General features: G+C 32.7%; 22 protein-coding genes. 10 read left to right on the top strand and 12 right to left on the bottom strand.

Annotated elements, in window-relative coordinates; genetic code table 11:
• The 3 genes from BMZ76_RS07270 to BMZ76_RS07260 form a co-directional block, all read left to right on the top strand.
• A partial coding sequence (locus BMZ76_RS07270) for a transposase (protein WP_208857641.1) occupies positions 1–736 on the top strand: 736 nt, incomplete at its 5' end.
• Between the two features lie 83 nt (positions 737–819).
• On the top strand, positions 820–1,557 hold the full coding sequence (locus BMZ76_RS07265) for a hypothetical protein (protein WP_091204435.1): 738 nt from the start codon (positions 820–822) through the stop codon (positions 1,555–1,557).
• 159 nt (positions 1,558–1,716) lie between these two features.
• On the top strand, positions 1,717–2,412 hold the full coding sequence (locus tag BMZ76_RS07260) for a hypothetical protein (protein WP_091204433.1): 696 nt from the start codon (positions 1,717–1,719) through the stop codon (positions 2,410–2,412).
• A gap of 95 nt (positions 2,413–2,507) precedes the next feature.
• On the opposite strand, the gene BMZ76_RS16440 is transcribed toward BMZ76_RS07260, so the two are convergent.
• From BMZ76_RS16440 to BMZ76_RS07245, 3 genes are all read right to left on the bottom strand, one after another.
• A complete protein-coding gene (locus tag BMZ76_RS16440) occupies positions 2,508–2,657 on the bottom strand; it encodes a DUF4113 domain-containing protein (protein ID WP_396230395.1) in 150 nt (49 codons plus the stop codon).
• Positions 2,658–2,780: 123 nt separating this feature from the next.
• Complete coding sequence (locus tag BMZ76_RS07250; protein ID WP_262987276.1) at positions 2,781–3,026, bottom strand: DinB/UmuC family translesion DNA polymerase; 246 nt, start codon at positions 3,024–3,026, stop codon at positions 2,781–2,783.
• 47 nt (positions 3,027–3,073) lie between these two features.
• Positions 3,074–3,352: a helix-turn-helix domain-containing protein gene (locus tag BMZ76_RS07245; RefSeq protein WP_091204423.1), complete on the bottom strand. Its 279-nt coding sequence runs from the start codon at positions 3,350–3,352 to the stop codon at positions 3,074–3,076.
• A 193-nt stretch (positions 3,353–3,545) separates the two neighbouring features.
• Here BMZ76_RS07245 and BMZ76_RS07240 point away from each other — a divergent pair, with 193 nt between their 5' ends.
• From BMZ76_RS07240 to BMZ76_RS07215, 6 genes are read left to right on the top strand one after another with little or no spacing between them, the layout of a single operon-like run.
• Positions 3,546–5,273, top strand: coding sequence for a type I restriction-modification system subunit M (locus tag BMZ76_RS07240; protein WP_091204420.1), 1,728 nt, complete (start codon positions 3,546–3,548; stop codon positions 5,271–5,273).
• Between the two features lie 3 nt (positions 5,274–5,276).
• On the top strand, positions 5,277–6,617 hold the full coding sequence (locus BMZ76_RS07235; protein ID WP_091204417.1) for a restriction endonuclease subunit S: 1,341 nt from the start codon (positions 5,277–5,279) through the stop codon (positions 6,615–6,617).
• 1 nt (position 6,618) lies between these two features.
• A complete protein-coding gene (locus BMZ76_RS07230; protein WP_091204412.1) occupies positions 6,619–7,185 on the top strand; it encodes a hypothetical protein in 567 nt (188 codons plus the stop codon).
• Between the two features lie 12 nt (positions 7,186–7,197).
• On the top strand, positions 7,198–7,920 hold the full coding sequence (locus BMZ76_RS07225) for a hypothetical protein (protein WP_091204409.1): 723 nt from the start codon (positions 7,198–7,200) through the stop codon (positions 7,918–7,920).
• Positions 7,920–8,555 carry a hypothetical protein gene (locus BMZ76_RS07220; protein ID WP_091204407.1) on the top strand — a complete coding sequence of 212 codons (636 nt, stop codon included), beginning with the start codon at positions 7,920–7,922 and terminating at the stop codon, positions 8,553–8,555. Before BMZ76_RS07225 ends, BMZ76_RS07220 begins: the two co-directional genes overlap by 1 nt.
• Positions 8,555–11,587 (top strand): type I restriction endonuclease subunit R, encoded by a 3,033-nt coding sequence (locus BMZ76_RS07215; protein WP_091204404.1) that lies wholly within the window; start codon positions 8,555–8,557, stop codon positions 11,585–11,587. The genes BMZ76_RS07220 and BMZ76_RS07215 overlap by 1 nt, the downstream gene beginning before the upstream one ends.
• A gap of 170 nt (positions 11,588–11,757) precedes the next feature.
• On the opposite strand, the gene BMZ76_RS07210 is transcribed toward BMZ76_RS07215, so the two are convergent.
• The 4 genes from BMZ76_RS07210 to BMZ76_RS07195 all read right to left on the bottom strand — a co-directional run bounded on the left by BMZ76_RS07210 (position 11,758) and on the right by BMZ76_RS07195 (position 15,959).
• Positions 11,758–12,066 (bottom strand): hypothetical protein, encoded by a 309-nt coding sequence (locus BMZ76_RS07210; RefSeq protein ID WP_091204401.1) that lies wholly within the window; start codon positions 12,064–12,066, stop codon positions 11,758–11,760.
• A 162-nt stretch (positions 12,067–12,228) separates the two neighbouring features.
• Positions 12,229–12,630 carry a hypothetical protein gene (locus tag BMZ76_RS07205; protein ID WP_091204397.1) on the bottom strand — a complete coding sequence of 134 codons (402 nt, stop codon included), beginning with the start codon at positions 12,628–12,630 and terminating at the stop codon, positions 12,229–12,231.
• 10 nt (positions 12,631–12,640) lie between these two features.
• Entirely contained in the window at positions 12,641–13,948 is a 1,308-nt protein-coding gene (locus BMZ76_RS07200) for a site-specific integrase (protein WP_091204394.1), read from the bottom strand.
• Positions 13,949–14,195: 247 nt separating this feature from the next.
• A complete protein-coding gene (locus tag BMZ76_RS07195) occupies positions 14,196–15,959 on the bottom strand; it encodes a DUF885 domain-containing protein (protein ID WP_091204392.1) in 1,764 nt (587 codons plus the stop codon).
• A gap of 179 nt (positions 15,960–16,138) precedes the next feature.
• On the opposite strand from BMZ76_RS07195, the gene BMZ76_RS07190 reads away from it, so the two are divergent.
• Positions 16,139–18,286 carry a M3 family metallopeptidase gene (locus BMZ76_RS07190; RefSeq protein ID WP_091204389.1) on the top strand — a complete coding sequence of 716 codons (2,148 nt, stop codon included), beginning with the start codon at positions 16,139–16,141 and terminating at the stop codon, positions 18,284–18,286.
• Between the two features lie 79 nt (positions 18,287–18,365).
• Here the strand turns inward: BMZ76_RS07190 and BMZ76_RS07185 are convergent, their stop codons facing one another.
• The 5 genes from BMZ76_RS07185 to BMZ76_RS07165 form a co-directional block, all read right to left on the bottom strand.
• Complete coding sequence (locus BMZ76_RS07185; protein ID WP_091204386.1) at positions 18,366–18,728, bottom strand: nuclear transport factor 2 family protein; 363 nt, start codon at positions 18,726–18,728, stop codon at positions 18,366–18,368.
• 84 nt (positions 18,729–18,812) lie between these two features.
• A complete protein-coding gene (locus tag BMZ76_RS07180; protein ID WP_091204380.1) occupies positions 18,813–19,721 on the bottom strand; it encodes a pseudouridine synthase in 909 nt (302 codons plus the stop codon).
• 272 nt (positions 19,722–19,993) lie between these two features.
• Positions 19,994–20,947, bottom strand: a complete 954-nt coding sequence (locus tag BMZ76_RS07175) for a geranylgeranylglycerol-phosphate geranylgeranyltransferase (RefSeq protein WP_091204378.1) — start codon at positions 20,945–20,947, stop codon at positions 19,994–19,996.
• 92 nt (positions 20,948–21,039) lie between these two features.
• Positions 21,040–21,978, bottom strand: a complete 939-nt coding sequence (locus BMZ76_RS07170) for a mevalonate kinase family protein (RefSeq protein WP_091204376.1) — start codon at positions 21,976–21,978, stop codon at positions 21,040–21,042.
• Between the two features lie 56 nt (positions 21,979–22,034).
• Positions 22,035–22,229: a hypothetical protein gene (locus BMZ76_RS07165; protein ID WP_091204374.1), complete on the bottom strand. Its 195-nt coding sequence runs from the start codon at positions 22,227–22,229 to the stop codon at positions 22,035–22,037.
• Between the last annotated feature and the right edge of the window lie 7 nt (positions 22,230–22,236).

The raw sequence follows: 22,236 nt of genomic DNA, 5'->3' as shown, positions 1-22,236 counted from the left end.
CATTTTGGGACACAACAATTTTACCGCCATTTATGATAAAGGCTATCACACAGGGAGTGAGTTCGATTATGCTAATAGACTTGGCATTGATGTGCTGGTAGCTATTCCAGGAGTTTCTGCTCACGCACCTGATTTGGCTTTTGATGTAGAACATTTTAAATACAACATAACCACCGATTCCTATACCTGTCCTGCCAATAAAACCCTAACGACCAACGGAAATTGGTACGCCAAAAAGAACGGCAAATCAATAACCCAGATGAAGCATTACAAAACTAGTGCGTGTTTGACTTGTCAACTTTATAAAAAATGTACCAAAAATGCCAAAGGCAGACTCATTGAACGCTCCCAATACGCTGATTTAATTTTTCAAAATAAAGTACGAATCGAAAATAATTATGAAGTCTATCGCAGAAGGCAAGCCATAGTGGAACATCCATACGGAGTGATAAAACGCCAATGGGATTTCTATTATATCATGACTAAGAAAACCATTAAACATGCCTCTGCTGATGTTGGATTGATTTTTTCAGCTTACAACCTGCGTCGAATATTTAATTTAATAGACCAAAATCTACTAAAACAATATCTAAAAGTATTGGCTTTGTATTTTGGGGTTCTAACAGCAGTTTTTAACGCTTTTTACGGATTGTTTTGTTTTGATAATCCTAAAGCGACTTTTCCCAGAAAGAATTTTAATTGTAGTTTAAATCACATATATTTACTCACTGATTAACTAAAATGAGTTCGTTTAAAGGTTTTTAGACGAACTGACGTTAGCGGTAATGCCCTCAAAAAAAACTCAATTTAAATTCAACTATGGAAAATGATTATGAAAATTTCCTTCGAGAATATAACTTATTTCAAGCGAATAGAGACATACTTCATAATAGAATATTTAATAATTTTGAAAATGAAATCGAATTAGAAAGACTTCAGAGAATTTTTAATGAGTATCAAAATTTAGACGTAAAAATAAGGTTGGCTTTTGGCATTAGAGAAATACGACTAAATAATTTCTTTGTTTCGGATAAAGAAAATGATTTAAAACTTTGTCATCTACTATATTATAAATTAGCTGACCTTTGGTTTGCCTACGAAACTTACATAAAATTTTATACAGAAACGGTTGGTGCATCAAAAAACAAAATCGAATGGATAGATAGTGTTGTTCATTTAAATTATGCTCAATCAATCGAAATTTCTCGTTCGCTAGAGTTGATACAAGATAAACTAAATGAGATATATTCTATCCAAGCAAAAAGAGAATTGTTAATAGAATATTTAAATTATTCTTTGGAAAACTCAATACATGGTCAACGAAGAAGATTGAATGAAATTATTGTGAAAGTAAAAAATTCACAATTTAACTTAACTAATAGCGAAATTTTGACAATTATTTATGCAGTACGAAATAACTTTGTTCATAATGGAGAAACAACTGTTGTTCCTGAAATATTTGGTTACCAAAACAAAGTAGAGCTTCTAAAAATTTTATATCCGTATTTAGCGGTTTTTACTTTGAAAATAAGCAATTTTACTTTTACAAGAGTATAACGCACTACAGGTAACAGCCGTTACAAGAGATTTGGGCATTAGGCTGAATTTAAAGATGGTTTTGTACTTGGAAAATTATGTATAATTGAAAAATCTCGCCTCTTTAATCCCAAACCACTGGTAGCAAGGGTAAGTTAGCGGTAATTATTTAAAAAAAATATGTATAAATTAGAACTATTACAAGCAATTAATGATTGGCATTCTACAGGAATAGGTGCTAATAAAACACAAATTGCAGAAAGAATTATTGAATATTCTAAAGATTTACCAGAAAGATTTAAAGCAATGAGTTCAAATTGCTATCGTCAAGTTTCGCTGACAGGAACAAATTCACTTATTCTGGGTGCAAATATGAAATTGCCAGAAACATATTCTTCTTGGACTTTCGATAAATCCGTTGTTCAAAACTTTAATGGTGGTGTTCCTTCAATCGGTTATCAAGGTGTAATATTTGAAATTCATAATAACGAACCTAATTTTAGTATCGTTATAAATCTTTATGAATTATATAAAGAAGTATCATTTTTAGAAGCTTGTGAAGCTCAAAAGAATGAAATTACTAGTTACAAGACAGGTATTGGTTTTTTTAAAAATTCTGAAGCTGAAATTATTTTAAAAGTTGATAATCTAACAACTTCCCAAATTTGGGCATATGGTGGATATAGTGCACCAAGAGAAAAACTTGCAGAAATGTATTTTGGACATGTTGCAAGTCAAAAAGAATTAAATCACTTTGACAAACTTGTAAAGCAAACTAATACTATTATTGGCGGGAATTGGGTTAAAGGAACTGCGAAAAATAGAATAGTAAATTTGCACATAAGTAATGCGAAAAGATTAACTAACAGAAAATAACTACCGCTAAAACAAGCTGCTAGCAATTTGAGCATCAAGCTTAATTTGAAATTAGTTTTTTATTTCGGATGATTTGGCAAATCTAAAGAATAGGTTTAACATTTAATAGTTATTATATCCTTTAAGTTTGTGCTGTAACACGGTGATAAACTTTCTTGTTTCATTTTCCATTTTCTTTTCAAGTCTTGACCACCAAACTTCACCTTATCACCCATCTTAATATTCCTTTTATTCAATACATTCATCAATACTTTATGCTTTGGGTTTTCATACTCAAACATAGATGATTGCTGGGTTTCGTCTTGTGAAAAACCCGTCAATATTACACCTGCTTTTTTGTAACTATATCCATCTTTATATATTGAATTTCAAGCCATTTGAGCGTACTTATTTAACTCAAATGTAGATGAAGTTGGAAACTGTAATTTCACTGTTTTATAGCCACTATATTGCGGTAATTCTTGTCGGAATCTGTTGGTATAGATGAAGACCTGAATCAATTCGCAATTACTGTTTTGATTCCTAAGTTTTACTCCAGCTAACAATGCAAAAGTAGAAACACGTTCACGTAATTCATCCCAAGTTTTCATCATTACATTAAAACTTCGTGTTATAGCAATATTTTGTATGGGCTTAGTATTCTACAAAATTACTCAGATAATTAGTTAATTCGAATCAAGCTTGCCATTAATTCCCCACGTTTATAATAGACTCTATTGCCAATACCGTAAGCTATTATAGTACCTTTTTTAGTCCAATTATGTAGTGTAGTAATATTAATCTTCAACAAACTAGATGCTTCTGCTCTGGTTAATAATTCATCAGGATTTTCGGTGGGTACATTTTTTACAAATTCTTGTAATTGTTCTTTCACTACTCTGGTGATTAACTCTTCCAAGTCCTTTGGAGTTAAATTTTGTAATAAGATTGCGTTATCCATTTTATAAGTTTTAGAATTACTAGCAAATTAAATAATTTTTCAAATATCACTAAATGTGGGTATTGTAAAAACAAACCTAAATTTGTTTATTGAGCCCGATTTACAGAAGACCACATTGAGTATTTTATAAGATTTTAAAAGTAATAAATACTTTAATATCTCTATATTTACCTACAATTAATTAAAAGAATAAATGAAGAACGTTAAAGAATCAGCCAATTTTATTTGGTCTATTGCTGACTTATTAAGAGGTGATTACAAACAAAGTGACTACGGTAAAGTAATACTACCATTAACTGTACTGAGAAGATTGGATTGCGTTTTAGAATCTTCAAAAGAGGATGTTTTAAAAAAATACGAACAATTAAAAAATACTGGTATTGAAGACCTTGATGCATTATTGAACAGGGCTTCTGGATATAAATTTCACAATAAAAGCAATTTTACCTTTGATAAGTTGGTTGCTGACCCTAATAATATTGCTTTAAATCTTAGAAACTACATCAACGGATTTTCTGAAGAAGCTAGAGAAATTATTGAGCAATTTGAGTTCGAAAACCAAATTAATAAAATGGATGACAACAATTTATTGTTCATGGTTATCAAACGTTTTCAAGAAATAGATTTGCATCCAGACCGTATTTCAAGCATGGAAATGGGCTATATGTTTGAAGAGTTAATCCGCAAATTTGCTGAGATTTCTAACGAAACCGCTGGAGAGCATTTTACTCCTCGTGAGGTTATCAAACTGATGGTTAACATCTTGTTCTTGAACGATAGAGATATTTTGACCAAGAAAGGAATTACCAAAACCATTTATGATTGTTGTGCTGGAACAGGTGGAATGTTATCCGTTGCTGAAGAATACTTAAATGAGCTAAATCCAGATGCACGACTGGAAGTATTTGGACAAGAATTAAACCCAGAATCCTATGCAATCTGTAAATCAGATTTATTGATAAAAGGACAAAACGCTTCCAATATTAAAAAAGGAAATTCTATTTCGGAAGACAAATTAGAGAACGAAAAGTTTGATTACCTAATTACCAACCCCCCATTTGGAGTAAAATGGGAAAAATTTGCCAAACCTGTGAAGGCAGAACACGAACAATTGGGACATGGAGGACGCTTTGGAGCTGGATTACCTTCTGTGGGAGATGGTTCTTTTTTATTCTTGATGCATTTAATGAGTAAAATGAAACATCCTGAAGATGGTGGCTCTCGTTTAGCATTGGTATTCAACGGTTCACCACTCTTTTCTGGCTCTCCTAGTAAGACGAAAAACGAAAGTAGTATAAGACAATGGATTATAGAAAACGACCTCTTAGAAGCTGTAATTGCATTACCTAACCAATTGTTTTATAATACAGGAATTTCTACTTATGTATGGGTGATTTCCAATCATAAGCCTACGGAACGCAAAGGAAAAGTACAACTCATAAACGCTATTGATTTCTCTAAGAAAATGAGTAAATCATTAGGAAACAAGCGTAACGAAATCACCAAAAAACAAATTGCTGAAATCACTGAAATTTATGGTAATTTTAAACCTTCAGAATATTCTAAGATATTCGATAATAAAGCTTTTGGTTATGCTAAAGTAACAGTTGAAAGACCAGAACGCAATGCCAAAGGTCAAGTAGTAACCGATAAAAAAGGTAACCCAAAACCAGATTCTTCATTGCGAGATACCGAAAACATTCCGTTGACTGTAGATATGCAAGACTATATGGAAAAAGAAGTGTTGCCACACGTTCCTGATGCTTGGATAGACCACAGCAAAACCAACATAGGGTATGAAGTAAATTTTACCAAATATTTTTACCAATACAAACCTTTACGTTCTTTGGATGATATCCGTAAAGACATTATGGCTATTGAGCAAGAAACAGATGGTTTACTTAAAGAAGTTATCGGATAAATTATGATGAAATACGATAACTATAAAGATTCTGGAATTGAATGGATTGGTGAAATTCCTGAGCATTGGGATATTAGTAAGTTGAAATTTCATTGTAAAATTTTTAATGGAGATAGCCTCAAAGATGATGAAAAGATAAAATATTCAGCTATGATTGAAAACTCAGTACCTTATGTTTCGACTAAAGATATTGATTTAGATGCTTCAAAAATTGATTATCATAATGGTTTAAGAATCCCTATTGACAATATTAAATTTAAAATTGCTCCCAAAAATTCTTTTTTAATTTGTATCGAAGGAGGCAGTGCTGGTAGAAAATTGGCTTTTGTTGATGAAGATATTTATTTTGTAAATAAATTGGCTTGTTTTAATTCTAATGAAAATAACAATTCAAAATATTTATTTTTTTACATACAAAGCCCACTATTTCAAAAACAATTTCAAATTTCTATGTCTGGCTTAATTGGGGGAGTCGCAATTTCATTAATAAGAAATTTTGAATCATTATTTCCTCCTATTGACGAGCAGCTATCAATCGCCAACTACCTAGACCACAAAACCACTCAAATAGATACTTTAATTGCTAAAAAACAGCAGTTTATTAGTTTATTACAAGAAGAACGCACCGCTTTAATCAATCAAGCTGTTACCAAAGGTTTAGACCCAAAAGTAAAGATGAAAGATTCAGGTATTGAATGGCTGGGGGAAATTCCTGAGCATTGGGAGGTGAAGAAGTTGAAGTTTTTTTGTTTTATTACTAAGTTATCAGGATTTGAATATACAAAAGAGTGGGAAACAAATGAAAACGGAGAAATAATCGCATTAAGAGGTTATAATATTTCAAACGGCAAAGTAAATGATATTAAAACAGAAAGAATTTCTTCTGAATTATCATTAAAATTATTTCGTTCAAAGCTTTATAAAAATGATATAGTTTATCCATGCACAGGTACTATTGGTAATGCAGCTATTATTCAAGAAAACGATAAATATCACATTAATCAAAATATAGCAAGAATAAATCCAAATACTGATTTGGTTTATCCTGAATTTTTATTTTATAATCTAATTGCTGACGCAACAAAAAAACAAATTGATTTTAATAATTCTTCAAGTATGCAACCTGTAATTCTAATAGGTGATTTACGAAATATAACTATCGCATTTCCTCCATATGAAGAACAATTTGAATTGGTAGTTATGATTGAAAAAGCTTTAAAAAAAATTGATACTGTATTCAATAATTCTCTACAAGAAATAGAACTATTAAAAGAATACAAAACGGCTTTGATAAGTGAAGTGGTTACGGGTAAGGTGGATGTGAGAAAAGAAAAATTGAATTAATATGATTACAGATGAAAAAGCCATAGAAGCACTTCAAAAAAGATTAGAAGCATTGAATAAAATTTCTGAATCTCAGAGATTTAATGAATGGAAAACAAGAACATTGCAAACCTTAGCGCATATATACGGTGAAAAACACACGAGTTATTCGGCACTTAAAGGGATTCACAGTTTTCAGTATTCAGATAGAACAGCTGATGCTAAAAGTGAAGCAAGTGAATTATTAAATGGTTTAATTTCAGATATTGAAAATTTTGGACTTCCACATCTTACCGAAAAAAACAATACAGATGCTTTAAGTTTTAATGTTCATCAACATAACGAACAAAATCAATCTACTCAAGTAAGTATCAATTTTGAGTTTATTGTTGAAGTTCTTAAAGGCGAACTCAGAACCTCGGAAATTGATGAATTAAAAGAAATTCTTGAAGCTGATATAGAATCAAAAGAAAAAAAGAAATCATTTATGGAAAAAATAAAATCTTTTGGTTCAGATGTAGCATCTAATATTTTAGCTAATATTTTAACCAACCCACAAGTTTATGAACAAATTGGAAAAATGTTATAAATAAGACAAATTATGGCACATAAAGGAAGTAGAAAACACATTTTAGATTTACTTGAAAGAAAAGATTTCATCAATACCTTGAATAACATTCTTCAACCGTATGATGCCAATATTTCTGACAATAAAACAGTTCAACCAAAGGGTTCAAATGATGACTTTGAGTATGAATTACAATATTTCATAGATAAGAATAACCTAGCTGAAAGATTTCCATCGTTAAAAGATGTGAATTCTAATTTTAATAAATGGTGGAATCCTCGTGGAGGAAAAGCACCTACTTGGGATATGCTTTCATTGTGTCAATTAAATGGGAAAGAAGCTATCTTATTAGTCGAAGCAAAAGCTCATATCAAAGAATTTGACCTAAAAGGAAAACGTTTAAAAGACGAGCCTTCTGAGGGGTCGATGATTAACCATAATAACATAGATGCTAGAATGAAAGAAGCCTGTGGTAATTTAAATTGCACTTACACTGGTTTTGATATTTCAAGGGACAAACATTACCAATTGAGCAATAGAGTTGCATTTGCTTGGAAATTGAAACAACTTAATATTCCAGTAGTTTTATTGTATCTTGGATTTACTGGAGATGAATATTTTAAAGATTTTTTTAAAGACCACTCTCATTGGGAACAAGAATTTACAAATTATATAAAAGAAGTTATACCAGTTAATTTTATAAATAAAAATCAATCAGATTTTTTATTTATTCACTCATCTTTAGCTATTAAATAATGGAGAATTTAGTCAAAAGGATTAATGATATTATTGAAATTTGCTGGGAAAGTTTTTCTGCAAAAATTGGTTGTGGTTTAATTGAAATCAATAAGGAAGCTTCAATGCAATTGAACTTTGCTTATTTACTTAAAAATACAATTGATTTGGCTATTCATCATGAAGACGAAAAAATCACAATCGAACTAGAAACTACCATAAATGTTAATGGTAAAACTAAAGAATGTGATATTGTAATTAAAATTGAAAAAGAGGACAAAATTCTTAAGCTTCCAATTGAAATGAAGTGTTATAAAGAATTAGCTTCAAGTGGAGGAAAGCGTGGCGCTTTAGATATATTTTTTAAAGATGTTCATTCTGATATTGAGCTACTAGAATCCTATTCAAAAAAAGAAAATTTCTTGATGGGAATAATGTTGGTAATGACAGATTTTAGAACCGCTATATTTCCCAACAAAAAAAGTGGTAAATTATGGGATTATGATATTTCTCATGGAAGTGAGATAAAAGGAACTGTTATAAAAAATACCGCAATTGGTGGTATTCCTGTAAATATTAAAATTGATGGTAATTACAGTTTCGACTGGAAGGAATACAATAAATTTTATTTTTTAAAATTAGAAACTAACCTATAATGGCAAAAGGCATACATACAGAACTGACCTTTGAAAGAGCAATAGAAGAAGCTTTATTAGAAAATGGTGGATATACTAAAGGTTATTCAGAAGATTTTGATGAACAAACAGGGTTGTTTCCTACCTATATCATAAATTTCCTTAAAGAATCTCAACCTACTTTTTGGGCAAAACTTGCCAATATCCACAAAGATGAAGTAGATAAAAAAGTAATTCAACGCCTTATCAAAGAAATAGATTTACGTGGTGTTTTGGACGTTATACGCAATGGTTTTACAGATTATGGAGTAAAGTTCCAGATGGCATTTTTCAAGCCCGAAAGCACCTTAAACCCTGATGCAGAATTATTATACAACAAGAATAATTTATCAGTCATAAGACAGGTGAATTATGAACGTGTGGGCAAAAACTCGCTTGACATGGTATTTGCATTAAACGGACTTCCTATTGCCACTATAGAGCTTAAAAATCAGTTTTCTGGTCAATCGGTAGAAAATGCTAAAAAGCAATATGTGTATGACCGTGAACCCGATGAACCCATTTTTTTATTCAAGAAAAGAAGTTTAGTTCATTTTGCTGTAGATGCAGATGAATGTTATATGACAACCAAACTAGACGGAAAACGCACACGCTATTTGCCTTTCAATCTAGGAAATGATAACGGAGCTGGAAACCCTTTGAACAAAGAAGGCTACCGCACTTCCTATTTATGGGATAAACTTCCTGATGGAAACGCAGGAGTATGGACAAAAGACAGTTTCATGGACATCATAGGTAAATTTCTTCACCTTAGTGTGGAAGAATTTGAAATGAATGGAATTAAAAAGAAAAAGGAAAGTATCATTTTTCCGAGATTTCACCAGATGCAAGTAGTACGTAAAGCTACTGAAGATGCAAGAAACCATGGAGCTGGAAAAAATTACTTGATTCAACATTCGGCTGGTTCAGGAAAATCGAATTCAATTGCGTGGTTGTCCTATCGTTTATCCAGTCTTCACGATGATGCGAACAACCGAATATTTGATTCGGTAATCGTAATCACAGATAGAAAAGTTTTGGATTCACAGTTGCAAAATACCATCTATCAGTTTGAGCATAAAGATGGTGTGGTTCAAAAGATAGACAAAGACTCTCAACAATTAGCAGATGCTTTGACAGCTGGCTCTAATATTATCATTACTACTTTACAGAAGTTCCCTTTTATATTAGAAAAAATTGGAGAAATCCCAGCTCGGAAATATGCTGTGATTATTGATGAAGCTCACTCTTCTCAAGGTGGTGAAGCAACCAAAAAAATGAAAGAAGTATTGTCATCCAAATCACTAGAACAAGCTGAAAAAGATGAAGCTTACACAGGACTAGAAGAAGATGCTGAGGATGAGATAAGAAAATCAATGTTGGCACGTGGCAAACAAGATAATTTGAGTTTCTTTGGATTTACAGCAACACCAAAACCCAAAACAATTGAAGTTTTTGGTACAAAAGGAAGCAACGGAAAACCTGAGCCTTTCCATTTGTATTCCATGAAACAAGCTATCGAAGAAGGATTTATTTTGGACGTGCTTAAAAATTATACGACTTATAAAACCTATTTCAAGTTATCCAAAGAGATTGAAGACGACCCCAAAGTAAACAAGAAAAAAGCATCCAGAGCCATTGGACGTTTTATGTCGTTACATCCTCATAACTTAGCCCAAAAAACAGAAGTAATGGTGGAACACTTTAGACAAGTAGTTTCAAAAAAGATTGGAGGAAAAGCAAAAGCCATGGTAGTAAGTAGCTCCAGACTTCACGCTGTTCGCTACAAAGAAGAATTTGACAAATACATCAAAGAAAAAGGATATACGGATATAAAAACCATTGTTGCTTTTTCAGGAAAAGTAATTTATGATGCTTCACCTGAGGGAGTAACTGAAGTAGAACTAAATGGCTTTGCTGAAAAAATGCTACCAAAGAAATTTGCTTCTGATGAATACCAATTGCTATTAGTAGCTGATAAATACCAAACAGGTTTTGACCAGCCTTTACTGCATACCATGTACGTAGATAAAAAATTATCTGGAGTAAAAGCGGTGCAAACACTATCACGATTAAACAGAATGTGTGCTGGTAAAGAAGATACTTTTGTGTTGGATTTTGCCAATGAAACCGAGGATATTTTAAATTCGTTTCAACCGTATTATGAATTAACATCCATAATTGAAAATTCAGACCCTAACCATTTGTATGACCTGAAAGCACAAATAGATGCCTCACAAATCATTTGGCAATCTGAGGTAGATAATTTTTGCAATGTGTATTTTAAATCCGCTAAATCACTCACTGTATCAGACCAAAAGAAGTTGTATTCTTTTATAGACCCAGCAGTTGATAGATTTAAAAAGCTCCCACAAGAGCAGTCAAAAGAAAACACAATTGTAATAGAAATAACACAAGAAGACTTAAAAAACACGTTACAGGTTTTCACCAGAACCTATTCATTTTTGACTCAAATTATGCCCTTTTCGGATATTGATTTAGAAAAACTATTTACTTATACTCGATACTTAATCAAAAAATTACCTCGTACCAGTCAGGACGACAAATTCAAATTGGGTGATGAGGTTTCATTAGAATATTACAGACTTCAAAAAATAACCGAACAGGATATTTTGTTAGAGAGTCAGGGCGTTTATGAACTTGAAGGTGGGGGTTCAGCAGGAATTCGAATGAGTCAAGAGGAAGAAACGGCTTTATCTGAAATCATCAATGTACTGAACAAACGATTTGGAACTGAATTCAGTACAGCAGATAAGTTGTATTTTGACCAAATTTATGAAGAGTTGATTTTAGATGAAAACTTAGGTCTTCAAGCTAAATCCAATACAATGCAGAATTTCAAATACGGTTTTGAAGACAAATTCATGGACACCACCATTAGCCGTATGGAACAGAATCAGGATATTTTCACCAAAATGATGAATGACAAAGAGTTTGGAAACATCGTCAAGGATTATATGTTGAAGAAGGTGTATCAGCAATTTAGGAGATAGATTATATGTAAAATAACTTTTTATTTTTTCAAATTGAGAATCTTAATCAGCTTTTACTTTGTTTGATTTAGTTTTTAATTTTAAGATACGAGCTAATAAGTAATCGTTGTAAGTTGGATTAAGAATAGTTTTATAGGTGAGAATAAAAAGTAAGAATAAAGTTTATTTTCTTATTTTTTAGTCCAAATTACAACCCAATTTATGTGTGTTTTATCGATTATTGTTGCAGTCGAATTATTAGTTGTGTTTAAATTTATTGTAGCGATATTTCCATTAAGAGTATAAGTTCCTTTTTGATTTCCTGCGGAATAATAAAAAGTAAAATCGCTATTGAATTGAATTGTTAATTTTTGCCCCCCTATTTCATCATTTTTCCAAATTCCAATAAACGCATTGTTTCCACTTGTATTTGTTCCATTATCGTCATTTGAGCAAGAACTTAGAAATAAAAATAGGCAAAAAATTATTACTTTTTTCATAATAGTTAAAGTTTAAGATTAATATGCGACAACATTATAACTAAATAATTAATAATCTTTACGGAAACCCGTAAAGAGCTATAATAAATACAACAATACATACACTTTTTAAGATTGCCAACGCTTTTGAAATCGAACCAAAAGAGCTTCTAAATTTTAAGATTAAAAATTAAACCTGTGTTTTCTTAAAAGGTCTGAATATTGCTTTAGGTTCTTAAATACATTTTGTAAAATCGGATTCATCTTGTCGTAATCATAATCGTGCAGATAAAACGACAGCTCTAACATATAGTCTTTTAAAACACCTAGCTCCTCCGAATAGTCTCTATTCTGGACTCTTAATGTAGGATGGTTTTTCGAACTTAATTCTAATATTATATCATCGATAGCTTTATCTTTATAATCTATTCCTTTCTCTAAAAGCTCCTTATTGATTATCTCTGAAGAAGAATAAATATTGATTAAGTCTCCATCTTCATTTACATAGCTGTTGTTAATTCTATTCTTAATTAAAAGATTGAACTTTTCCTCCAGAGGAAGATTGATTTTTATGGATATTAACATGGTAGATAATTTAAGCAGTTGTAAGTTGTTGTTGCTGTTTCCAATGTGCTTTTAATTTTTCTGCATATTCTTTGGGTGTAATTTTAATATATCCTAAAAATTGTTTTTCGGTCAAATGTCCAGTAATTTTCATGATGGTAAGGGTGTCAATTTTACCATATAGGAGTGTGGCAAATGTTCTTCTGCAAATATGAGAGGACACTAATTCGTGTTTTGGGTATTTGCTAAAAGTTTTCCTGTGTATTGTTTCTTTCTTGCCATTAACCTTAATCTCTATTTCTGCCATTTTTGCTCCTTCGGTTTGCTCATCCAATCCCGCAATTTTTGCCACTTCTTTAACGTAAATATTAAATTTCTGGTCGCTTATCTGACGTGGAAAATTTCCGTTTCTTTTCTTTAGTATTTCTTGTACTTGTTTATGAATAGGAATAATTACTGGAAATTCAGTTTTTTCAGTTTCTTTATAAATGAATTCATCATCAATATGCTCTTTTGTTAGTTTTAAAAAATCTGAAATTCGTAATCCAGTTCGAAGCCCAATTATAAACCAATCTCGAGTATTGTCTAGATAATCTTGCTCAAATTTGGTGTTGAATATTAAATCAATTTCATCCTCTTTTAAATAAATATCCTTTGTTTTGTTACTGGGAGAATAAAATTCAGTAAGTTTAAATTCTTTGGCAACTCTTATTCCTTTTTTGTCTGCATTACTGCAAAATAATTTTATATCATCCACATATCCCCCAATAGTATTTTGATTGAGTTTTTGCTCATTTTCAAGATAAGAAATGAAATCGTTATGAAATGTTAAGTCAATTTCAGTGAGTTTTAATTTAGTACCTACGAATTTTTCAAAAGCAATTACCTTGTTTAATGTGGTGTTGTAGTGTTGTATTGTTCTTGGCTTTATTGGTGTTCCTTTGCGGTTTCTTTTGGTCTTAGATTCTTCAATAAAAGAAGTGATATAGTTTGTAAAAAACAGGTTTTCGTTAATTTCTTCATTTTTGGTTTCACGATTAAAGAAAATGTCTATTTTTTCTTTGAGCCATTTAGAATTTATCAGAATTAATTTTTCGGTAAGTTTGGTGTCTTCATATTCCTTGCTGATATAGGCTTTAAATTCTTTAAGCTTTACATTTATATCTTTGAAGCTAACTTCTTTTGTAGTCAGGATTTCTTGTTTTATATCGCTCCATCTTCCTTTGGGTACTTGTATGCTCGTAGAAGTTTCGATGTCGAATTGTTTTCCCTGTTTGAACCTAAAAAAAATTGTGTTCCAATCATTATTAGTCTTCAATCTAAACTTGCCAGTTGCCATAATTTATCTTTTTATCAAAGATAAGAATAATATTCTATTCCCCTAAAAACTACCCTAAATTTAGTTAATGAATGTTGATGTCGTGAAATTAATCTAAATTAACTTTGTTTTAAAGCACTGTATTTGTGGAGTTTGTGTGGATGTTTGAAACTTTGCTTAATTTAGTGAATTGTAAGGTGGTACTCCTATTATCCGCACAAAAAAAGCTTCTCAATCGAGAAGCTTTTTTTATACCAATTATTGAAAATTATTTGTTTTCAATCCACGCATTAATTTTATTTTCCAATAATGCTAATGGCATTACCCCAGATTCCAATACTTTTTCATGGAATTTTTTAATGTCAAATTTAGAGCCCATTTTAGTTTCCGCTTTTTTACGCAGCTCCATGATTTTTAATTGACCAATTTTATACGACAATGCTTGTCCTGGAATCGCCATATAGCGTTCGATTTCGGGAATAATACTGGCTTCACTTTCGGCTTCGTTTGCTAATGAATATTTGATGGCTTGCTCTCTGGTCCAACCTTTGGAGTGTAATCCCGTATCAACTACTAATCGTACCGCACGGTGCATTTCATTGCCCAGCATCCCAAAATATTGATACGGATCTTGATATAATCCCAATTCTTTTCCTAAACTTTCCGTGTATAGAGCCCAACCTTCGCCATAAGCGCCAAACCAATTGAATTTTCTGAAGTCAGGAAGACTTTGATTTTCTTGTTGCAGGGATATTTGAAAATGATGACCCGGAATCGCTTCATGCAAAAACAAATCTTCATCGCCATACATATTATAATTCGCTACATCTGGTATCGGAACATAGAAAATACCAGGACGTGTGCCGTCCGCAGTTCCTTGGTTGTACTCCGCACTGGCAGTTTTTTCTCTAAAAGCTTCCGTTCTTCTGATTTCAAATTTAGTTGTGGGTTGCAATGCGAATAATTTATCAACATTTGGTTTAATGCGCGCATAAATGCTTTGAAAATTAGCAATAACTTCTTCTGGTTTCGTGAAAGGTTTTAATTCTTTTTTGTTTCGAACCTCTTCAAAGAATTCCAATAAAGTGCCTTTGAAGCCTACTTGGGTTTTTACCTTTTCCATTTCTGCATTCAATCGGGCTACTTCTTTTAATCCCAATTCATGAATTTGTCCGGGAGTCATTTCGGTAGTGGTCCATTGTTTTACATATGTGGCGTACAAATCCTTTCCAAAAGGCAAACTTCCTATTCCACTTGTCGCTCTGGAGGCAGGAAGGTATTCATTGGTTAAGAAATCGGCCATTTTTTTATATTGTGGAATCAGTTTGGTATTGATTGTCGCAGTATATTTTGCTGTTAAATCTTCTTTGATGCCGTCAGGAAAAGAGGCAGGCATCAATTTTATAGCCGAGTAAAATAAATTATCTTCTATGTTTGGTGTCGCCATTTCTGCAAATTGTGGAATCAGTTTTACCGTTAACGATTTTGGTAATACAACACCTTTTGCGATTCCTTTTTTCATATACACCATCGCTGAATCTATCCAAACGGAATATTTGTCCATTCTTTTCAGGAAATTGGTATAATCTTTTTCAGTTTTAAAAGGTTGCGCACCGGTTCCTCCCGCAAATTGTCCCATCGTTAGGTGTGTACCCCAAAACTGATGAACAGGAAGCAAATTTATAGGTTGTTTCAATAGGTCTTTACCAATCTCAACTTCCCATTTAATAATTTCGTAACTGTTTTTTTCTTCTTCGGATAAGTCTTTAACAGCGATGTTTTGCAATTCAGATTGGTATTTGTTAAAGAAAGCTTCTTGCGATTTTCTGAAACTGTCCGTCATTTCAAATTGCAGCTGATCGTTGTATTGGTTTTGACCATTTTGAGTCGCATCCAGCGGATTCATAGCATTTTTGTCGTCAAAGTAATTTTTTGTCAGACTGCTGAAGTCTTGTTTTTTTTCTTCCGATTTACAATTAAACAGCAATAATGAAGTGGCTACGGATAGTAAAAGTGTGGTTATTTTTTTCATATGAATATTTGGTAATAGAGTGAGCTAATTTATTGTTTTTTTTTCAATTTCAAATGTAAGGGTAATTTTTCGTTTGTAAAAATATCTTTGTTTGTCATAAAATTTAGTTAACGCGCCATCGTACCCCTTGTTTTTAATAGATTTCTGCTAAATTTACTAATCTAATTAATTACACCTAAATGAGAAAAAAATCCTTTTTCATTTTGTTAGTCATTGGGAATATGCTAACAATTGAAGCACAAGAGAAAAAAGAAAACACGACTATGAATCCATTTTTTCAAGCTTACGACACGCCATTTAATGTGCCGCCTTTCGACAAAATTAAAAATGAACATTTCAAACCGGCTATTTTAGAAGGAATCAGTACCCATCAAGCTGAAATTAATGCAATTGCAAATAATATGCAGCCGACCACTTTTGAGAATACGATTCTTGCCATGGAAAATGCCGGGGAATTATTGTCGAATGTGAATACGGTTTTTTCTAATCTGAATTCGGCGAATACCAATAAAGAGATTCAGAATATTGCCAAAGAAATGGCGCCAAATCTTTCCGCGCACAGAGATAATATTTACCTGAACGAGAAATTATTCGCAAAAGTAAAAACGCTTTGGGACAAAAAAGAAACGCTAGGCTTAAATTTGGAACAAGCTAAAATTTTAGACAATGCGTACAAAGATTTCGTTCGAAGTGGAGCCAATTTATCAAATGCTGATAAAGAAATATTACGTAAAATAAACGGAAATCTTTCGCTGACCAGTTTGAAATACGGCCAAAATATTTTGGCGGAAACCAATTCTTACGAAATGGTTATTGATTCCAAAAAAGATTTAGCGGGATTGCCACAAGGATTAATTGATGCTGCTGCAGTTGATGCCAAAGCAAAAGGCGAAGAAGGAAAATGGGTTTTCACCCTTTCTAATTCCAGTGTGATGCCATTTCTTCAATACAGTGCTAATCGAGAATTGCGCAAGCAAATTTGGAATGCGTACCAAACAAGAGGCAATCAGGACAATGAATTTGATAATAAGAAGAATGCAGTTGAATTAGCAAATCTTCGTGGGCAAAAAGCACGGTTGTTAGGTTATAAATCACATTCCAATTATGTCTTGGAAGAATCAATGGCTAAAACTCCCGAAAATGTGAATAAGCTGTTGAATGATTTGTGGAAACCAGCTTTGGAAATAGCAAAAACGGAAGCCTCAGATATTCAGAAAACGATGGCTAAAGAAGGCATAAAAGGTGCGGTGCAACCGTATGACTGGAGATATTACACAGAGAAAATCAGAAAAGAACGTTTTGATTTAGACGAAGAAGAGTTAAAACCGTATTTTAGTTTAGAGAATGTTAGAAAAGGCGTTTTTCAGGTAACCGAAAAATTATACGGAATACAATTCAAAGCGTTGACTAACGTTCCAAAATACCATGAAGACGCAACCGTTTGGGAAGTGACAGAAAAAGATGGTACGCATTTGGGTGTTTTATACATGGATTTTCATCCGCGTGAATCAAAACGTGGAGGTGCTTGGATGACCTCGTACAGAAGTCAGAAAACGGTTGATGGAAAACGTGTTGCGCCAGTAGTTTCGATTGTTTGTAATTTTACAAAACCTTCAGCAAATGCTCCGGCACTTTTGACTTTTGATGAAGTAACGACTTTCTTTCACGAATTTGGACATTCGCTACACGGATTGTTGTCGAATGTGACCTACAAAAGTTTAGCGGGAACAAGTGTTCCGAGAGATTTCGTGGAACTTCCTTCTCAAATTATGGAGAATTGGGCAGCAGAACCGGAAGTGTTAAAAATGTATGCAAAGCATTATAAAACTGGCGAAATAATTCCAGAGGCGCTTGTAAATAAATTAAAAAAAGCAGGTACTTTTGATCAAGGTTTTGCTACAACGGAATATTTGGCGGCTTCGTTATTGGATTTAGAATACCATTCTCAAACCAAAGACATCACCGTTGATGCAAATACTTTCGAAAAAGCAGCAATGACAAAAATTGGATTAATACAATCCATAATTCCAAGATACCGCAGTACATATTTCAGTCATATATTCTCTGGAGGATATTCTTCTGGCTATTACAGCTACATCTGGTCAGGAGTTTTGGACACGGATGCTTTTGAAGCATTCAAGACAACTACTTTATTTAATCCTGAAAAAGCCAAATTATTCCGTGAGAATGTATTGGAAAGAGGAGGGACCGAAGATCCTATGGTTCTGTACAAACGTTTCCGTGGTGCTGAACCAAGTATTGAACCGCTGTTGAGAAAACGTGGTTTGAACAAAAAATCAGAACCGCTTAAAAAATTAAAAGGATAATTATAATTTTCTTTTAAAACGAAAACCCTACAACATAAATAATGTGTTGTAGGGTTTTTTATTGTTCTTCAAAAAGGTATTATCCGTGATATACTCGGGAAGCAATTATTTTATCTTCTCTGATGTCCAGTACTTCCGCCACCAGCAAATCCTCTTCGCCGGTAACTGTTCTTATATATTCCATGAAAACACGGTCTCCATTGGCAGTAACCGATTTTACTTTGTAATTCAAGCTTGGTAAACGCTCAAAAGCATCTTTCCACCATTCTCGCAAGGCTTCTTTGCCAATGACAAAACCGTTACTTTCCGGTTTGTACATTTTTAGTTTTGGACTAAAATGGACGGCATCTTCGTCGTACAAAGACAATAGTTTTTCTAATTCTTTATTATTGAAAGTTTCAAACCATTTAAATGCAATTGATTGTAATTTTTCGTGTGTCATACTAAGGTAGGATTGAATTTTGAATTAAAAAAATCCCATTTCGCTATGCGAAAGGGATTTCATTTTTATAATTTCAAAGAAAGATTAGACATTCTTCAAATTGATGATTTCTTGTTCAGTAAGCAATCTCCAGTTTCCTCTTGGTAAATTCTTCTTAGTCAAGCCAGCAAAAGAAACCCTGTCAATTCGCAATACATCATAACTAAAATGTTCAAAAATATTACGAACCACTTTCACGTTAGCGGATCGTAGTTGCAAACCGATTTCACTTTTAGCTTCACCATCAATGTAACTTACATCTTCCACAAAAACGCGGTGTCCGTCAAGAGTCAAACCTTTGTTTATTTTTTCTAAATCCTCAAATTTTAAGTTTTTGTCTAATGATACTTGGTATATTTTTGATGATTTTTGACTTGGTAACGTAAACTTACGAATCATATCCGTGTCATTCGTGAACAATAGCAAACCTGTTGTATTCTTGTCCATTCTCCCTACCGCACCAATTTTTGCAGTTGTAGAACCTTTTACCAGTTCTAATACATTACGATATTCCTGACCTTCGTCCATCGCAGTTGTAAAGTTTTTTGGTTTATTTAGTAAGATGTACACTTTTTTCTCCGGAGTCAAAGTGGCACCGTCAAAATTCACAACATCTCCAGGTTTTACCATATATCCCATTTCGGTAACAGGAATTCCGTTTACTTTCACAGTCCCGGATTGAATATAAATATCAGCATCACGACGCGAGCACGCACCAGAATTAGCAATGTATTTATTCAAACGAATTTCGTCTTTTACTTTCGGTCTCTTTGGTGCTTGATTTGGTTTTTTCTCTACTTTATCAGTAGCGATATCGGCAACTTTAGTATTTACTTTAACTTTTTTCGGCCCTTGAGCGCGCTTCTGCATGGCAGGTTTTGGCTTATTCGAACTTGGTCTTGAGCTAGCTGCTCTTGGACCACTTTTCTTATTATTGCCTTCCTTGTTATTCATAATATTCCAGTAATTTGTGCAAAGATACTATTTATATAGTTGACAATCAATAACAGCCAATTATAAAAACGCTAACTATCTAGTTAATAAGCTGATTAATATGTTTTACATTGTTTTTTTGGAGCTATTTCCCGCTTTCCACTTTATCTTTTTCTTTTTAAAGTAAAAAGAAAAAGGATGCCGTTGCAATCGGGGCTAAGCCAATCGGGGAATCCGTGAGCCTTGAAGGGAATGGTTTTTTATCCTCTTTATAATAGTAATAAAAGGCAAAATTATACCATCAACAATCTTTTTCCATGCCACAAAACACTTGGATTAATCAATACAATGCAAAAAACGCCAGTCACGATCAGAAATTTTAACGTGTTGTGAAGCAGCAGGAATTGTGTTTTTGTTGTCGATTTCCATAAGTATAGCAAAAAGAAAATCAGGATAATCAGGCAAGAATAAAAATAAATATCCATGTAACCCACTTCATAAATATCGATTAAAGCGTATACTGGAAGAATTGTCAGAATAGTCAAAAAGGTAATGATTTTTTTTGAAATTTTTTCTCCGTAAACAATAGGAATCGTTTTATAATCATTCGCTAAATCTCCTTTTAGATTTTCTAAATCCTTTACCATTTCCCGAATCAACAATAGCAAAAATAAAAAAGCAGCATGAGAAAAAATGACGCCTAATTGTCTTTTATAATTTTCAATTTCTTCAAATGGAATCCGAGTGTAAAAATACAACAGGATTGCAAAAAAAGGCAAAACAGCCAGTAAAGCAGCAGTCAGATTTCCTATTATTGGGTATTTTTTTATTTTGTGGGAATAAAACCAGATGAAAAATATATAGCCCGAAAAGAATAAAAATACGCGCCAAGAAACAAATAAAGCCATCAAAGCCACAATACAATTGAGCGTAAAATAGACATTTAGTTTAGTTTTTTGACTCACCAATCGATCCAGCATCGACTTATTTGGCCGATTGATTAAATCCTTTTGACTGTCATAAAAGTTATTGATGATATATCCCGAAGCAATCGTAAGGGATGAAGCGAAAACCAGAATGAATAATTGGAAGTCAAGCAGAATATCCAACGCTCTTTTTTCAGGAGCCAAAATAAATATGGCCGAAAGGTATTGCGCCAAAATAATGACGGGAATGTTATAGCCTCTAACCACAGAGAACAAACTTGCAATTTTCATTAGGAGAAGTTTGTGCTGCCTGCTTAACATTTAGATTTATTTAAGAATGTGATCCCAATAATAAGGATGCTATTTTAGCTTTTCTCCTCCCTCTACTTTGGAGAGGGTTGGGGAGAGGATGTTTAAAACTGATAAACGACCTCAAGTTTATAATCTTTTAGCGATGCTTTTGCTTTTTCTAAATCTTCGGTGAAACCTAAGATGTAACCGCCACCGCCAGAACCGCATAGTTTTAAATAGTAATCATTGCTGTCAATTCCTTGTTGCCAAATTCCGTGAAATTGTTCCGGAATCATTGGTTTGAAGTTATTCAAAACTACTTTTGATAATTTCTTGGTGTTCATGAACAATGATTTCATGTCTCCGCCAAGGAAATTTTCTACACAAGCATCTGTATATTTCACAAATTGATTTTTCAACATGGCACGGAAACCTTTGTCTTTCAAGTTTTCCATGAAAATATTCACCATTGGAGCCGTTTCACCTACAATTCCAGAATCTAATAAAAATACTGCGCCTTTTCCGTCAAAGCTTTGTGTTGGAATTCCGGTTGCTTCAATATTATCTTTAGAATTAATCAGAATCGGGATACTCAAATAACTGTTCAAAGGATCTAAACCAGAACTTTTCCCGTGGAAAAAACTCTCCATTTGAGAAAATATATTTTTTAACTGCAATAATTTTTCACGCGTTAAATTCTCGAGAACCGTAATTTTATTTTGTGCATATTTATCGTAAATGGCGGCTACAAGTGCGCCACTACTACCTACACCATAGCCTTGAGGAATACTGGAATCAAAATACATTCCGGTTTCCACATCGTTTTTCAACGTTGCTAAATCAAAAGTAACTAAATCGGATTGTTCATTTTGTAAGGTTTCTAAATACGTTACAAAACGTCTTAAGTTACCATTAGATTTAATGGCTTCTTCAGTTGGATTTTCATCCCTTTTAAGCGCGCCATTGTAAAAATTATATGGAATTGAAAGCCCTTTTGAGTCACGAATAATTCCGTATTCTCCAAAGAGTAATATTTTTGAATAAAATAAAGGTCCTTTCATATAGTATTGTAAATTAGCAATTTGGGGTTGATAATTAGGTATTTGTAAAGTGCTTTTTATAAATCAACTTGGTCGCCGCGATTTGCTTCTTGGATTCCCAGATCAATTTGTTCTTTTTGTTCGGGAGATAATTGTTTCCAAACATCTTTTTTCTCTGATTTCAAAATGTTTTTTACAGCCTCAATTATAACTTTGTCATTTGTTTTTAACAACATTTTTATCAATTCTAATTTCTCTGATTGAAGATCCATAATTTCA

It is taken from the genome of Flavobacterium xueshanense, from assembly GCF_900112975.1.
In the GTDB taxonomy this organism is placed as follows: domain Bacteria; phylum Bacteroidota; class Bacteroidia; order Flavobacteriales; family Flavobacteriaceae; genus Flavobacterium; species Flavobacterium xueshanense.
Note: the sequence above shows the minus strand (reverse complement) of the source record. Positions and strands in the feature narration are given on the sequence as shown.